13 protein-coding genes are annotated in these 13,480 nt (G+C 68.5%); 9 read left to right on the top strand and 4 right to left on the bottom strand.

All coding sequences use genetic code 11. The features are described 5' to 3' along the window. Nucleotides 1-230: 230 nt before the first annotated feature. Genes ACXMYJ_RS21085 through bla form a run of 3 tightly spaced genes read left to right on the top strand, consistent with a single transcriptional unit; the run spans nt 231 to nt 4,701 of the window. On the top strand, nt 231-2,504 hold the full coding sequence (locus ACXMYJ_RS21085; RefSeq protein WP_443186763.1) for a polyribonucleotide nucleotidyltransferase: 2,274 nt from the start codon (nt 231-233) through the stop codon (nt 2,502-2,504). Beyond that, on the top strand, nt 2,482-3,789 hold the full coding sequence (locus ACXMYJ_RS21090; protein ID WP_443186764.1) for a M16 family metallopeptidase: 1,308 nt from the start codon (nt 2,482-2,484) through the stop codon (nt 3,787-3,789). The genes ACXMYJ_RS21085 and ACXMYJ_RS21090 overlap by 23 nt, the downstream gene beginning before the upstream one ends. Nucleotides 3,790-3,807: 18 nt before the next feature. After that, a complete protein-coding gene (gene bla / locus ACXMYJ_RS21095; protein WP_260751601.1) occupies nt 3,808-4,701 on the top strand; it encodes a class A beta-lactamase in 894 nt (297 codons plus the stop codon). Here bla and ACXMYJ_RS21100 read toward each other — a convergent pair. Next, a complete protein-coding gene (locus ACXMYJ_RS21100) occupies nt 4,693-5,250 on the bottom strand; it encodes a DUF4334 domain-containing protein (protein WP_041306264.1) in 558 nt (185 codons plus the stop codon). The two genes, bla and ACXMYJ_RS21100, sit on opposite strands and share 9 nt — an antisense overlap. A 46-nt stretch (nt 5,251-5,296) precedes the next feature. Between ACXMYJ_RS21100 and ACXMYJ_RS21105 the strand changes: the two genes are divergently transcribed. Beyond that, nucleotides 5,297-5,674 carry a YchJ family protein gene (locus tag ACXMYJ_RS21105; RefSeq protein WP_260751602.1) on the top strand — a complete coding sequence of 126 codons (378 nt, stop codon included), beginning with the start codon at nt 5,297-5,299 and terminating at the stop codon, nt 5,672-5,674. Between the two features lie 5 nt (nt 5,675-5,679). Here ACXMYJ_RS21105 and ald read toward each other — a convergent pair whose 3' ends face one another. Beyond that, nucleotides 5,680-6,795: an alanine dehydrogenase gene (ald, locus tag ACXMYJ_RS21110; RefSeq protein ID WP_260751603.1), complete on the bottom strand. Its 1,116-nt coding sequence runs from the start codon at nt 6,793-6,795 to the stop codon at nt 5,680-5,682. A 94-nt stretch (nt 6,796-6,889) separates the two neighbouring features. Here ald and aldR point away from each other — a divergent pair, with 94 nt between their 5' ends. Continuing rightward, the gene (gene aldR, locus ACXMYJ_RS21115; RefSeq protein ID WP_041306267.1) at nt 6,890-7,402 is read left to right on the top strand and encodes an HTH-type transcriptional regulator AldR; all 513 of its coding nucleotides are present in this window, start codon (nt 6,890-6,892) and stop codon (nt 7,400-7,402) included. Between the two features lie 3 nt (nt 7,403-7,405). Here the strand turns inward: aldR and hypB are convergent, their stop codons facing one another. Both hypB and ACXMYJ_RS21125 read right to left on the bottom strand, forming a co-directional pair. Further along, nucleotides 7,406-8,170: a hydrogenase nickel incorporation protein HypB gene (gene hypB / locus ACXMYJ_RS21120; protein WP_011779583.1), complete on the bottom strand. Its 765-nt coding sequence runs from the start codon at nt 8,168-8,170 to the stop codon at nt 7,406-7,408. Further along, on the bottom strand, nt 8,163-8,516 hold the full coding sequence (locus tag ACXMYJ_RS21125; protein WP_260751605.1) for a hydrogenase maturation nickel metallochaperone HypA: 354 nt from the start codon (nt 8,514-8,516) through the stop codon (nt 8,163-8,165). The genes hypB and ACXMYJ_RS21125 overlap by 8 nt, the downstream gene beginning before the upstream one ends. A 158-nt stretch (nt 8,517-8,674) precedes the next feature. Between ACXMYJ_RS21125 and hypF the strand changes: the two genes are divergently transcribed. The 4 genes from hypF to hypE are packed head-to-tail and all read left to right on the top strand — an operon-like array spanning nt 8,675 to nt 13,479. Continuing rightward, a complete protein-coding gene (gene hypF, locus ACXMYJ_RS21130) occupies nt 8,675-11,038 on the top strand; it encodes a carbamoyltransferase HypF (protein WP_260751606.1) in 2,364 nt (787 codons plus the stop codon). Next, a complete protein-coding gene (locus ACXMYJ_RS21135; RefSeq protein WP_222881192.1) occupies nt 11,011-11,286 on the top strand; it encodes a HypC/HybG/HupF family hydrogenase formation chaperone in 276 nt (91 codons plus the stop codon). Before hypF ends, ACXMYJ_RS21135 begins: the two co-directional genes overlap by 28 nt. Then, entirely contained in the window at nt 11,283-12,416 is a 1,134-nt protein-coding gene (gene hypD, locus ACXMYJ_RS21140; protein WP_260751609.1) for a hydrogenase formation protein HypD, read from the top strand. The genes ACXMYJ_RS21135 and hypD overlap by 4 nt, the downstream gene beginning before the upstream one ends. Beyond that, nucleotides 12,409-13,479, top strand: coding sequence for a hydrogenase expression/formation protein HypE (gene hypE, locus ACXMYJ_RS21145; protein WP_460358758.1), 1,071 nt, complete (start codon nt 12,409-12,411; stop codon nt 13,477-13,479). Before hypD ends, hypE begins: the two co-directional genes overlap by 8 nt. Nucleotide 13,480: the final 1 nt, after the last annotated feature.

Genomic DNA, 13,480 nt, shown 5'->3' on the forward strand with positions numbered 1-13,480 from the left:
ACTGGGTGCGGTCCTCGCAGATCCGCGTGCACCGCTCCCGCGTGACATGACACGAACCGCCCGATCGCGCGGTCTTCGGTAGTGGCTGCCGGAGGAACACTCCGGCAGCTTCGATCGACGGCCGTCGACGCATCCGGGCGCGGCATCCCGGGTCTCCGGAGCTGTCCGCACACACCGCGCGTGCTCACGCGAAACCGCTGATGTGAATCAGAGAGGTCATACGGACGTCCATGTCTGTAGTTGAAATCGAAGAAGGCGTGTTCGAATCCACCGCCACCATCGACAACGGGAGCTTCGGCACCCGCACCATTCGTTTCGAGACCGGTCGGCTGGCCCAGCAGGCCGCCGGCGCCGTCGTCGCCTACCTCGACGACGAGACCATGCTGCTGAGCGCCACCACCGCCAGCAAGGCGCCCAAGGAGCATTTCGACTTCTTCCCGTTGACGATCGACGTCGAAGAGCGCATGTACGCCGCCGGCCGCATCCCCGGTTCGTTCTTCCGCCGTGAGGGCCGTCCCTCCACCGACGCGATCCTGACCTGCCGCCTGATCGACCGGCCGCTGCGCCCGTCGTTCGTCAGCGGTCTGCGCAACGAGATCCAGGTCGTCGTCACCGTGCTGAGCCTGGATCCCAAGGATCTGTACGACGTGCTGGCCATCAACGCCGCCTCGGCGTCGACCCAGATCTCCGGCCTGCCGTTCTCCGGCCCGGTCGGCGGTGTGCGCGTCGCCCTCATCAATGATCCGACTGTCGGCACCGCCGAGGGTGGGCAGTGGGTTGCCTTCCCGACCGTCGAGCAGCTCGAGCATGCCGTGTTCGACATGGTCGTCGCGGGCCGCAAGGTGGACGATGACGTCGCGATCATGATGGTCGAGGCCGAGGCCACCGAGAACGTCATCGATCTCGTGGCCGGTGGCGCCGGTGCGCCGACGGAGGCCGTGGTGGCCGAGGGTCTGGAAGCCGCCAAGCCGTTCATCGCGGTGCTGTGCGACGCCCAGGCCGAGCTGGCGGGCGCCGCAGGCAAGGAGACCGCCGAGTATCCGCTGTTCCCGGACTACGGCGACGACGTCTACTACGCGGTGGCTTCGGTGGCCACCGAGGCGCTGTCGGAGGCGCTGACCATCGCGAACAAGAACGAGCGCAATGACCGCCTCGACGAGATCAAGGCCGAGGTGCTCGAGCGGCTCGCCGAGCAGTACGCCGGCCGAGAGAAGGAGATCGGTGCCGCCTACCGCGCGCTGACCAAAAAGCTTGTGCGCCAGCGCATCCTGACCGATCACTTCCGTATCGACGGCCGCGGTGTCACCGACATCCGCGCGCTCTCGGCCGAGGTCGCGGTCGTCCCGCGGGCACACGGCAGCGCGCTGTTCGAGCGCGGCGAGACCCAGATCCTGGGTGTCACCACGCTCGACATGGTCAAGATGGCTCAGCAGATCGACTCGCTGGGGCCGGAGACGTCCAAGCGCTACATGCACCACTACAACTTCCCGCCGTTCTCGACCGGTGAGACCGGCCGCGTCGGGTCGCCCAAGCGCCGCGAGATCGGCCACGGGGCACTCGCCGAGCGGGCTTTGGTGCCGGTGCTGCCCAGCGTCGAGGAGTTCCCCTACGCCATTCGCCAGGTATCCGAGGCGTTGAGCTCCAACGGCTCGACCTCGATGGGTTCGGTGTGTGCTTCGACGCTGTCGCTGCTGAACGCCGGTGTGCCCCTGAAAGCCCCGGTGGCCGGTATCGCGATGGGCCTGGTGTCCGACGACGTCGAGGTCGATGGCAAGACCGAGCGCCGCTTCGTCACGCTGACCGACATCCTCGGCGCCGAGGACGCGTTCGGCGACATGGACTTCAAGTGCGCAGGCACGAAGGACTTCGTCACCGCGCTGCAGCTCGACACCAAGCTCGACGGCATCCCGTCTCAGGTGCTGGCCAACGCGCTGGCCCAGGCCAAGGACGCTCGGATCACCATCCTCGAGGTGATGGCCGAAGCGATCGACGGGCCCGACGAGATGAGCCCGTACGCGCCGCGGATCACCACGATCAAGGTTCCGGTCGACAAGATCGGCGAGGTCATCGGCCCCAAGGGCAAGATGATCAACTCGATCACCGAGGAGACCGGCGCGTCGATCTCGATCGAGGACGACGGCACCGTGTTCGTCGGCGCGTCCAACGGCGAGTCGGCGCAGGCCGCGATCGACAAGATCAACGCGATCGCCAACCCGCAGCTGCCCAAGGTCGGCGAGCGGTTCCTCGGAACCGTCGTCAAGACCACCGACTTCGGTGCCTTCGTGTCGCTGCTGCCGGGCCGCGACGGGCTGGTGCACATCTCGAAGCTGGGCCGCGGCAAGCGGATCGCCAAGGTCGAGGACATCGCCAAGGTCGGCGACAAACTCCGCGTGGAGATCGCCGACATCGACAACCGCGGCAAGATCTCCTTGGTCCTGGTTGCCGAAGACGCCGCAGACGCACCCGCTGACGCGCCGGTTGATGCAGCGACGCCGAGCAGCTGAGTCGAAGGCGGTCCGCCGCACCCTGTTGCCCGGTGGCCTGCGTGTGGTCACCGAGCACATCCCGTCGGTGCATTCGGCATCGGTCGGGGTGTGGGTGAACGTCGGATCCCGCGACGAGGGCCGCAGCGTGGCCGGTGCGGCCCATTTCCTCGAACACTTGTTGTTCAAGGCGACGCCGACCCGCACCGCGGTCGAGATCGCCCAGGCGATGGACGCGGTCGGCGGTGAGCTGAACGCGTTCACCACCCGGGAGCACACGTGCTACTACGCACACGTGCTGGACTCGGATCTGGCGCTGGCCGTCGATCTCGTCGCCGACGTAGTGCTGCGTGGGCGATGCCTCGCCGAGGACGTCGAGATCGAGCGGGACGTGGTGCTCGAAGAGATCGCCATGCGCGACGACGACCCGGAGGACACGCTCGGCGACGTCTTCCTGTCGGCGATGTTCGGTGACCACCCCGTCGGCCGACCGGTGATCGGCAGTGTCGAGTCGATCTCGGCGATGACGCGGGCTCAGCTGCATTCCTTCCACCTGCGCCGCTACACGCCGGATCGGATGGTCGTCGCCGTCGCCGGAAACGTCGAGCACGACGAGGTGGTCCGGCTCGTCCGTGAGCACTTCGGTCCGCGGCTGGTGCGCGGGCGGGCCCCGGTGCCGCCCCGCAAGGGGGCGGGACGGGTGAACGGCAAGCCGTCGCTGCATCTGGTGCACCGTGACGCCGAGCAGACCCACTTGTCGCTCGGGGTGCGGACCCCGGGACGGAACTGGGATCATCGCTGGGCGCTGTCGGTGCTCAACACCGCTCTCGGCGGTGGCCTGAGTTCGCGCCTGTTCCAACAGATCCGGGAGACCCGCGGGCTGGCCTACTCGGTGTACTCCACGGTGGACACCTTCGCCGAGAGCGGTGCGCTGTCGATCTACGCAGGGTGCCTACCGGAGCGGTTCGACGAGGTCGTGCGGGTGACCACCGACGTGCTGACCGAGGTGGCCCGTGACGGAATCACCGCCGACGAGTGCAGGATCGCGAAGGGGTCGCTGCGGGGCGGGCTGGTGCTCGGTCTCGAGGATTCGGCGTCGCGGATGAACCGGATCGGGCGCAGCGAGCTGAACTACGGCAAGCACCGCAGCATCGCCGAGACGCTGGCGCGCATCGACGAGGTCACCCTCGAGGACGTCAACGCGGTCGCGCGGCAACTGCTCACCAAACCCTTCGGTGCGGCGGTGCTCGGCCCGGTGCACAGGAAGCGGTCGCTGCCGCGGCCGTTGCAGAGGATCGGGAGCTGACCGGTAGCCTGGCTCCCGATGACGGAATTCTCCCGACGACACGTGTTGTTCGGCGGGGTGTCACTGGTGGCATTGGCCGCGTGTTCCCCGCAGACCGTTCTCGCCGACCCGGTCGAGCCGCTGCCTCCGCTGGACCAACGCATAGAGGCGCTCGGACAGCGACACAACGCTCAGATCGGTTTGTATGCACTGGATCTGGACACGCAGCGGGGTATCGAGTTCGGTGCTGACGAACCTTTCGCGATGTGCTCGACGTTCAAGGCCTACGCCGCGGCGGCGGTGCTGCAGCGGACCCAGACGGGTGAGCTGACGCTCAACGACGCGATCCCGATCGAGCCCGGGGACATCCGTCCCCATTCGCCGGTGACCGAGCCGCGGGTGGGGACGTCGATGTCGTTGGCCGAGTTGTGTCAGGCCGCGCTGCAGCAGAGCGACAACGCAGCGGCCAACGGTCTGCTGCGCGTGCTGGGCGGCCCGCAGGCGATCACCGTGTTCGCACGCAGCATCGGCGACCACCGCACGCGGTTGGACCGCTGGGAGGTCGAGTTGAATTCCGCGCTGCCGGGGGATCCGAGGGACACCAGCACGCCGCGTGCGCTGGGTGACGGTTACCGCAACATCCTGACCGGCGACGTGCTGAATCCGCCGACCCGCCGACAGCTCCTGGACTGGATGCTGGCCAATCAGACCTCGAGCATGCGCGCGGGCCTGCCCGCCGGATACACCAGCGCGGACAAGACGGGTAGCGGGGATTACGGCACCACCAACGATGTCGGCGTGGCGTACGGTCCTGCCGGGCAGCAGGTGCTGCTGTCGCTGATGACCAGGTCCGCGATCGATGACCCCGACGCCCCGAGTCTGCGCCCGCTCATCGGTGAGCTGGCAGCGCTGGCGCTGTCCGAACTAGGTTAGTCGCAGCGAGTTGTCGCGTTGCAGCACAAAGAAATACGGCGTCCTGATACCGCGCAGATCCATCGCGCCCAGCACGGTTCGGTCGTCGATCGAGCGGAACACGTCGTTGACCGGTAGCTGGTCGTAGATCATCGTGGCGGTGTCCACGCCGCGGTAGCGGGTGGTGCGCAGCCTGGCCTTGGGCCCCCGCGCCCGGAGGGCGGGTTTGAGCGCGGTGATGACGCCCGCGAAGCCGCGGCTCCCGAGTGCGGGCAGCCTGGCGGCCGCTCCGAGGCCGGCGAACGCCAGCACCGGGTTCAGCGGCCACAGGCCGGTGCCGTCGGCGGTGGGGAAGAGCAACGGGTGGACTGTTTCGCAGTCCTTGAAGTGTTTGCCCCACCAGCCGCTGGCGGCCAGCAGCCCGTCCAGTCGATGGCCGGTCGGCAGTTCCACACCGTGCCAGGTGCCGAGCATGAAGTCGGTCTCGATGGCAGGGCAGGAGTCGAAGAGCTCCAGCGCCCCGGCGGTGGTGGTCGGAACGTCGGTGAGCACGTCGGTCAGCGCAACCATGCCGCCGATCGTACTTGACACCCGTCAAATCAGGCACACTGTGACCATGCGAGCTGACCAGGACTGCCCCTGTGGCAGCGGTGACCCGTACGGACGCTGCTGCCTGCCGCTCCATCAAGGGGAGCGGCAGGCGCAGACCGCCGAACAGCTCATGAGGTCGCGCTACAGCGCGTACGTCGCGGGTGAGGCCGACTACATCTGGCGGACGTGGCATCCGCGCACGCGACCAGACGGCATCGCCGACGATGCCACGGTGACGTGGACGCGGCTGGAGGTGGTCGACTTCGTCGCAGGCCGACCCGGTGACCAGACCGGCGAAGTGGAGTTCCTCGCCCACCACGGAACCGGGGCCCTGCACGAGCGGTCCCGGTTCGCGGTGCGCGCCGGCCGGTGGTTCTACGTCGACGGTGACCTGTTCGACTGATGTCCTCAGGCCAGGACGTCGGCCGGATCGGTGTAGGGCAGATCGAGATCGGCGGCCACCTCATCGGACAGCAGCGCGCCCTCATGGGTCGAGAGCCCATTCGCCAGCGCGGCATCGGCGCGGCAGGCATCCCGCCAGCCCTTGTCGGCGATCTTGAGCACGTAGGGCATCGTGGCGTTGGTCAGCGCCCACGTCGACGTACGCGGCACCGCGCCGGGCATGTTGGCCACGCAGTAGAACACCGTGTCGTGCACCGTGAACGTCGGATCGTCGTGGGTGGTGGGGCGGGAATCCTCGAAGCAGCCGCCCTGGTCGATGGCGATGTCGACAAGGACCGCACCCGGCTTCATCGCCGCCACCGTCGAATTGGTGACGAGCTTGGGGGCCTTGTGGCCGGGCACCAGGACCGCGCCGATCACCAGGTCGGCCTGCTTGACCGCATCCTCCAGGTCGAGCCTCGATGAGTAACGGGTCTCGATGGCGCCGCCGTACTCGGCGTCGATCTTGCGCAGTGTGTTGACGTTGAGGTCGAACACGGTGACGTGCGCGCCCATGCCCCAGGCCACGGCGGCGGCATTGTCGCCGGCCATGCCACCGCCGATGACCACGACCTTGGCCGGCGCGACACCGGGGACGCCGCCCATCAGGACGCCGCGGCCGCCCTGGGTGCGCATCAGGTGATAGGCACCCACCTGCGCGGAGAGTCGCCCCGCCACCTCGCTCATCGGCGCGAGCAACGGCAGCGCACCGTCGGCCGTCTGGACGGTTTCGTAGGCGATCGACGTGGTGCGTGAGGCCATGAGCGCGTCAGTGCACGACCTGGACGCCGCCAGGTGCAGGTAGGTGAACAGGGTCTGGCCTTCGCGCATCCGCGAGTACTCGGCTTCGATCGGTTCTTTGACCTTGAGCAGCAGTTCGGCCTCGGCCCACACCTCGTCGGCGCCGGTGACCAGCTGTGCGCCGGCGCGCTTGAAGTCGGCGTCCGAGATCGCCGATCCGTCACCCGCCCCGGACTGGATGAGGACCTCGTGCCCGCGTCGCACCAACTCCGCAACCCCTGCCGGGGTGACCGCGACCCGGTACTCGTTGTTCTTGATCTCCGTCGGGATGCCGACGCGCATGATCGCTCCTCGCTGTGATGACTGGCTAGACAAAGTGTGAAGAAACAGCGGATTGTTGGCAATCTTCTTGTCGAAGATTCGTTAGAATCGGGCTATGGCCGCAGAATCATCGGGTTATCGTGGGGAAGGGCCCGTGTCGTCGAAGGATGTTCGGGCCGCCGTCGACGACATCGACCGGCGGATCCTCACCGCGCTGCACTCGGACGCGCGTATCTCCAACAGTGCGCTGGCCGAACTCGTCGGCATCGCGCCGTCGACCTGCCACGGCCGGGTGCGTCGCCTGCAGGAGCTGGGGGTGATCCGCGGGTTCTACGCCGACATCGATCCGGCGGCGATCGGGCTGACACTTCAGGCGATGATCTCGGTCAGCCTGCAGTTCACTGCGCGCGGCAAGATCCGCAACTTCATTCAGCAGATCCGCAGCAAGCCGCAGGTGATGGACGTGTATTTCCTGGCCGGTGCCGACGACTTCATCCTGCATGTGGCCGCCCGTGACACCGACGACCTGCGGGCGTTCGTGGTGGAGAATCTCAACGCCGACGCCGACGTCGCGGGCACGCAGACGTCGCTGATCTTCGAGCACCTGCGCGGCGCCTCGCCGCTGTGAGCATCAGTCCTTGGCGAAGGCCCGTAGCCACCGGTACCACTCGGACATGCCCTCGCCTGTCTTCGCGCTCACCGGCAGCACCGTGGCCGTGGGGTTGACCTGCCGGATCCGCTCCGTGTAGGTCGCGACGTCTGCGTCCAGGTAGGGCGCCAGGTCGATCTTGTTCAGCAGCACCACATCGACGGCGCGGAACATCACCGGGTACTTCAGCGGCTTGTCCTCGCCCTCGGTCAGTGAGTACACCATCACCTTCGCGTGCTCGCCCACGTCGAATTCGGCGGGACACACCAGGTTTCCGACATTCTCGATGACGACCAGGTCGAGACCGGCAAGATTGAGGCCGGCCAGTGCCCGGTGCACCATCGGGGCATCGAGATGGCACTCACCGCCGAAACCGTTGTCGGTGTTCAGGAGTGAGATCTGCGCGCCCCGACCTTCAAGCCTTGCGGCATCCAGGTCGGTGGCGATGTCACCTTCGATGACACCGATCGCGATCTCGCCGACCAGCTCGTCAAGTGTGACCGCGAGCAGGCTGGTCTTGCCCGATCCGGGCGAGCTCATCAGGTTCAGCGCACGGATCCCGTTTTCTTCGAAGGCATTTCGGTTCGCCGCGGCACGCAGGTCGTTCTCGGAGAAGATGGCCTCCAGCACGTCGACACGCTCGGCGGCGGTGTGGTAGCCGCTGTGGTCACCGTGGTCGTGGGAAGGGCTGCCGTCATGGTCGTGGGTGTGCGCCGTCCCGTCGTCATGGCGGTGGAACCTACCCATGCCCGACCTCGGAGGCCACGTCGATCGAGGTCACCAGGAACTCGTCGCCGCGCACCACGGCGACATCCCCGCTGCCGCATGAGGGACAGCAGACCGACCACCGGGAGGCGATCTCGGACTGCCGTCCGCAGCCGCGGCAATCCACCGCCGCGGGTACCCGTTCGAGCTCCAGTTCGGCGTCGCCGAGGTGCTCGTGCTCACGGACGATCGTCCAGCAGAACAGGAGCGAGTCGGGCACCACCTGGCGCAGCGCGCCCACCCGCACCCGCACCACATCGACCCGACGGCCGGCGGCATGCGTCTTCACCACGCCGGCGATGGCGTGACATAACGACAACTCGTGCACAGATCGAAGGATAAGCCCGCACGGGCATCGGAAACGCGCAGACATCTTGTGCGAGATTGCGATTGTTGTGACCTGTTGCCGGGGCTAACCTGGCGACACCGGTCTGCGCTCTCAGCCCAGGGACGCAGGACGGCTGTAGTTCAGAGGAGACCGCGCCCATGAGCGCTCGTTCGGAGAACACGGCGGTGCCCGTGCCGAGTGACACCGTGCGGGTGCGGTTGACCATCACCGGAGTGGTCCAGGGTGTGGGCTTCCGGCCCGCCGTCGCGCGGATCGCCGCGCAGAACCGGTTGGCCGGTTTTGTTCTCAACGACGCGCGCGCTGTCCGGTGCGAACTGGAGGGTCCCGGACCCCGCGTCGACGTGGCGGTCCGAACCCTTCGCGACGCCCCGCCGCCGCTGGCGTGTGTCGACTCGTTCGCCACCGAGATGCGTCCGGCGCTCGGGGAGACGGTTTTCCGCATCCTCGACAGCACGCCGTCCGGTGACGACGGTGACCGCACGCTGGTGTCACCCGACATCGCCACCTGCGCAGACTGCCTGCGCGAGTTGTTCGACCCCGCCGACCGGCGCCACCGCCATCCGTTCATCACCTGCACCAACTGCGGACCGCGGTACACGGTGATCACCGATGTGCCCTACGACCGCCCCACCACCACGATGGCGGGGTTCGCAATGTGCCCGTCATGCGCCGCCGAGTACGGTGACCCGGCCGACCGTCGCTATCACGCGCAGACCATCGCCTGTCCCGAATGTGGGCCGACATTGTCGTGGCATGGTCCGGGCCCGCACGGCGGTGCGGTCGAGTCGGCCGCCGCGGCGCTGCGCGCGGGCCTGATCGTCGCGGTCAAGGGCGTGGGCGGTTACCACCTCGCCTGCCGTGCCGATGACGACGATGCTGTCGCGCGGCTGCGACGACGAAAGAACCGGCCTGCCAAGCCCTTCGCGGTGATGGCCGCCGACATCGAGGCGGCGCGCCGAATCTGCCATGTCGACGATGCCGCCGCTCGGTCGCTGACGTCGGCGGCCGCCCCGATCGTGCTGCTGCCGGCACGGGCCGGAGCGGTCAGCATCCACGTCGCGCCGAACCTGACCGAGCTGGGCGTCATGCTGGCCTACTCGCCGGTGCACCACCTGCTGTTCGCCGAGCCCGACATGCCGGCACTGGTGATGACCTCGGCCAACCAGGGCGGTTCGCCGATCGTGTTCCGCGACGGTGACCTGGATTGGATCGACGGCCTCGCCGATGCGGTGTTGACCCACGACCGGCCGATTCACGTGCCCTGCGAAGACTCCGTGGTGAGCATCGACGATGACGGAAACGAGGTCCCGCTGAGGCGCTCTCGCGGCTACGCGCCACTTCCGGTGTCCATCGGTTCCGGCGAGCCCGACGACCTGCCGGTGATCCTCGCCACGGGCGGTGACATCAAGACCACATTCGCGTTGACAGGCAGGCACGGCCGCGCACATCTGTCGTCGCACCTGGGCGACATGGCCGACCCGCGCACCCAGGACTGCTTCGCGGCCGCGGTGGATCACCTGGGTTTTCTCACCGGCAGTGCGCCCACCGTGCTCGCGCACGACCTGCACCCGCAGTACGCGACCACGCGGTGGGCCCAACGGCGGGGCGATCGGCTCCTGGCCGTGCAGCACCACCACGCACACGTCGTCTCGCTGCTCGCCGAACACCGCAGGCTCGGCGAGCCGATCATCGCGGTCACCTACGACGGCACCGGTTTCGGCACCGACGGCACGATCTGGGGTGGCGAGCTGCTCGCAGTCCGCGATCCGGCTCGCTTCACCCGGGTCGGCCACCTGGCACCGTTCGCGCTGCCGGGTGGCGAAGGAGCGGTGCGCCAACCCGCGCGCATCGCGCTGGACCTGCTCGACCGGGCCGGGATCGAGGCGTCCGACGATCTCCCGCCGGTGGCCGCCCTCGGCGCAGCCGGCCTGCACATCCTCACCCAGCAACTGCGGCGCGGCGTGGGATGCGTGCCCACCACAAGCATGGGGCGGCTCTTCGATGCGGTGTCCAGCCTTCTCGGGGTGTGCCGGCAGGTCAGCTACGAAGGTCAGGCCGCGATCGAGCTGGAGCACCGGGCCCGTGCCGGGCGTCCCTGGCGGGCCGTCGACTTCGAGGTGACCGCCGGAGTCCTCGACCCGGCACCGGTGATCACCGCGTTGGTCGACGGGGTGCGCCGCGGGGTGCCCACCGCCGATCTGGCCATGGCGTTTCACGACGCCGTCGTGCGCGCGACGGTGCGGGCCGCGGGCGACGCCGCGGTGGCCGCGGGTATCCCGACCATCGGGCTGACCGGCGGGGTGTTCGCCAACCGCAGGCTGCTGGCCGGAATCACCCGCGGCCTCCGCGCGCGCGGGCTGGAAGTGCTCACCCACCGGGTGGTGCCGTGCAATGACGGCGGACTGGCGTTGGGGCAGGCGGCTGTCGCAGCGGCAACGCTCTCGCAAAGGATGTTTCGGGAAAGGAGCGGTCCATGTGCCTCGGAATCCCCGGCAAGGTGATCGAGATCTGGGAGGAGGCCGGGACACGGATGTCCACGGTCGAGTTCGGCGGCACCACCAAGACGGTGTGCCTGGCCTACCTCCCTGACATGGAGGTCGGCGAGTACACGATCGTGCACGCCGGGTTCGCGATCGCCCGACTGGATGAGGTGTCGGCCCACGAGACGCTGCGCATGTTCGCCGAGCTCGGCGTCCTCGACGAGGAACTGGCCGGCGAGCAGCCGGTGGGCAGGAGGGACCCGGCATGAGATATCTCGACGAGTTCCGCGACCCGGCGGCGGCAGCGGTGTTGGTCGACGCGATCCGCCGTCGGGCCACGAAGCCCTGGACCATCATGGAAGTCTGCGGTGGACAGACACATTCGATCATCCGCAACGGAATCGACCAGTTGCTGGCCGGAGCGGTCGAGTTCATCCACGGCCCGGGCTGCCCGGTGTGCGTCACGCCGCTGGAGATGATCGACCGGGCCCTGGCCATCGCGGCGCGCGAGGACGTCATCTTCTGCTCGTTCGGCGACATGCTGCGGGTTCCCGGCAGCAGCCAGGACCTGTTCGGCGTGCGCGCCCGCGGTGGAGACGTCCGCATCGTGTACTCCCCACTGGACGCCACCCGGATCGCCGCGGACAACCCGGACAAGCAGGTGGTGTTCTTCGGTGTCGGGTTCGAGACCACCGCACCGGCCAACGCGATGGCGGTGCTGCACGCCCAGCGACTCGGGCTGACCAACTTCTCGATGCTGGTCTCGCATGTGCTGGTGCCGCCGGCGATCACCGCGATCCTGTCGTCACCGACGAACCGCGTGCAGGGCTTCCTGGCCGCCGGCCACGTCTGCTCGGTCATGGGCACCGCCGAATATCAGCCCCTGGTCGAACAATTCGGGGTGCCCATCGTCGTCACCGGTTTCGAACCGCTGGACCTGCTCGAAGGCGTGCGGCAGGTGGTCGAGCTACTGGAAGAGGGCACACCCGCGCTGCGCAACGCCTACCCCCGCGCCGTCAGCGCCGAGGGCAACGTGGTGGCTAAGCAGACGCTCGCCGACGTGTTCACGGTCACCGACCGGCAGTGGCGCGGCATCGGCATGATCCCGCGGTCCGGATGGACCCTGTCGCCACGCTATGCGGACTACGACGCCGAGCGGCGGTTCGGTGTCGGGCATCTGCAGGTGGCCGAATCCGCCGAGTGCCACAGTGGGGAGGTCCTGCAGGGGCTGCTCAAGCCCAACGAGTGTCCGGCGTTCGGCCGCACCTGTACGCCGCGCACACCGCTGGGCGCGACCATGGTGTCCAGCGAGGGCGCGTGTGCCGCGTACTACCAGTTCCGCCGGCTGGAAACGGCCGGAGGCGCGCCGGCGCCGACATCGAAGCCAGCGCATGCCTGACACGCCCGTGTCCGTCGACCCCGCCGACTGGGTGTGCCCGCTGCCGCTGCGCGAGACGAGACGCGTGGTGCTGGGGCATGGCGGCGGTGGCGTGCTGTCCGAGGAGCTGATCGAAAACCTCTTCCTGCCGGCGTTCGGATCTCAGCCCGGACCGAGCCGCGATTCGGCGGTGCTCGACACCGGCGCCGGCCGCATCGCGCTGACCACCGACTCCTACGTCGTGCAGCCGCTGTTCTTCCCCGGCGGCAACATCGGCGACCTCGCGGTCAACGGCACGATCAACGATCTGGCCTGCAGCGGAGCGCAACCGATCGGGATCACCGCCGGGTTCATCCTCGAGGAGGGCCTGGAGATCGACGTGCTCGGCACCGTCGCGGCGACGATGGGCAGGGCCGCCGCCGAAGCCGGGGTTCCCATCGTCACCGGTGACACCAAGGTCGTCGGGAAGGGCGGTGCCGACCAGCTTTTCATCAATACCGCCGGGGTGGGAGTCGTCCCGCCGGGGGTCGCGATCGGCCCGGAACAGGCCCGCCCCGGCGACGTGGTGATCGTCTCGGGTGACATCGGCGAGCACGGGGTCGCCATCATGAGCGTGCGCGAGGGGATCGACTTCGGCACCGTGGTGACCACCGACAGCGCACCGCTGCACCGGCTGGTGGGCGCGATGCTGGCTGCAGGCGAGCCCGGTGCGGTGCACACGCTGCGCGATCCCACCCGCGGCGGCCTGGTGGCGTCGGTCGTCGAGATCGCCCGGGCCGCATCGGTCGGCGTGGACCTCGACGAGGCGGCCATTCCGGTCCCCGAGACCGTGGCGTCGGCCTGCTCGTTCCTCGGGCTGGATCCGCTGCAGGTCGCCAACGAGGGCAAGATGGTGGCGTTCGTGGCCCCCGAGCACGCCGAGGCGGTCCTCGCCGCGATGCGTGGTTGCCCCGAGGGCGTCGGCGCCGCGGTGATCGGGCGCGTCGTCGCCGACCATCCCGGCATGGCGGTGGCCCGCACCCCGTTCGGCACCACCCGGGTGGTGGAACGTGAACTGGGGGAGCAACTTCCACGGATCTGCTGAG

It is taken from the genome of Mycobacterium sp. ZZG, from assembly GCF_054786995.1.

Coding starts and splice junctions, on each gene's coding strand:
- ACXMYJ_RS21085 (WP_443186763.1), top strand. CDS start 231: ATGTCTGTAGTTGAAATCGAAGAAGGCGTGTTCGAATCCACCGCCACC.
- ACXMYJ_RS21090 (WP_443186764.1), top strand. CDS start 2,482: ATGCAGCGACGCCGAGCAGCTGAGTCGAAGGCGGTCCGCCGCACCCTG.
- bla (WP_260751601.1), top strand. CDS start 3,808: ATGACGGAATTCTCCCGACGACACGTGTTGTTCGGCGGGGTGTCACTG.
- ACXMYJ_RS21100 (WP_041306264.1), bottom strand. CDS start 5,250: ATGGTTGCGCTGACCGACGTGCTCACCGACGTTCCGACCACCACCGCC.
- ACXMYJ_RS21105 (WP_260751602.1), top strand. CDS start 5,297: ATGCGAGCTGACCAGGACTGCCCCTGTGGCAGCGGTGACCCGTACGGA.
- ald (WP_260751603.1), bottom strand. CDS start 6,795: ATGCGCGTCGGCATCCCGACGGAGATCAAGAACAACGAGTACCGGGTC.
- aldR (WP_041306267.1), top strand. CDS start 6,890: ATGGCCGCAGAATCATCGGGTTATCGTGGGGAAGGGCCCGTGTCGTCG.
- hypB (WP_011779583.1), bottom strand. CDS start 8,170: ATGGGTAGGTTCCACCGCCATGACGACGGGACGGCGCACACCCACGAC.
- hypF (WP_260751606.1), top strand. CDS start 8,675: ATGAGCGCTCGTTCGGAGAACACGGCGGTGCCCGTGCCGAGTGACACC.
- ACXMYJ_RS21135 (WP_222881192.1), top strand. CDS start 11,011: ATGTGCCTCGGAATCCCCGGCAAGGTGATCGAGATCTGGGAGGAGGCC.
- hypD (WP_260751609.1), top strand. CDS start 11,283: ATGAGATATCTCGACGAGTTCCGCGACCCGGCGGCGGCAGCGGTGTTG.
- hypE (WP_460358758.1), top strand. CDS start 12,409: ATGCCTGACACGCCCGTGTCCGTCGACCCCGCCGACTGGGTGTGCCCG.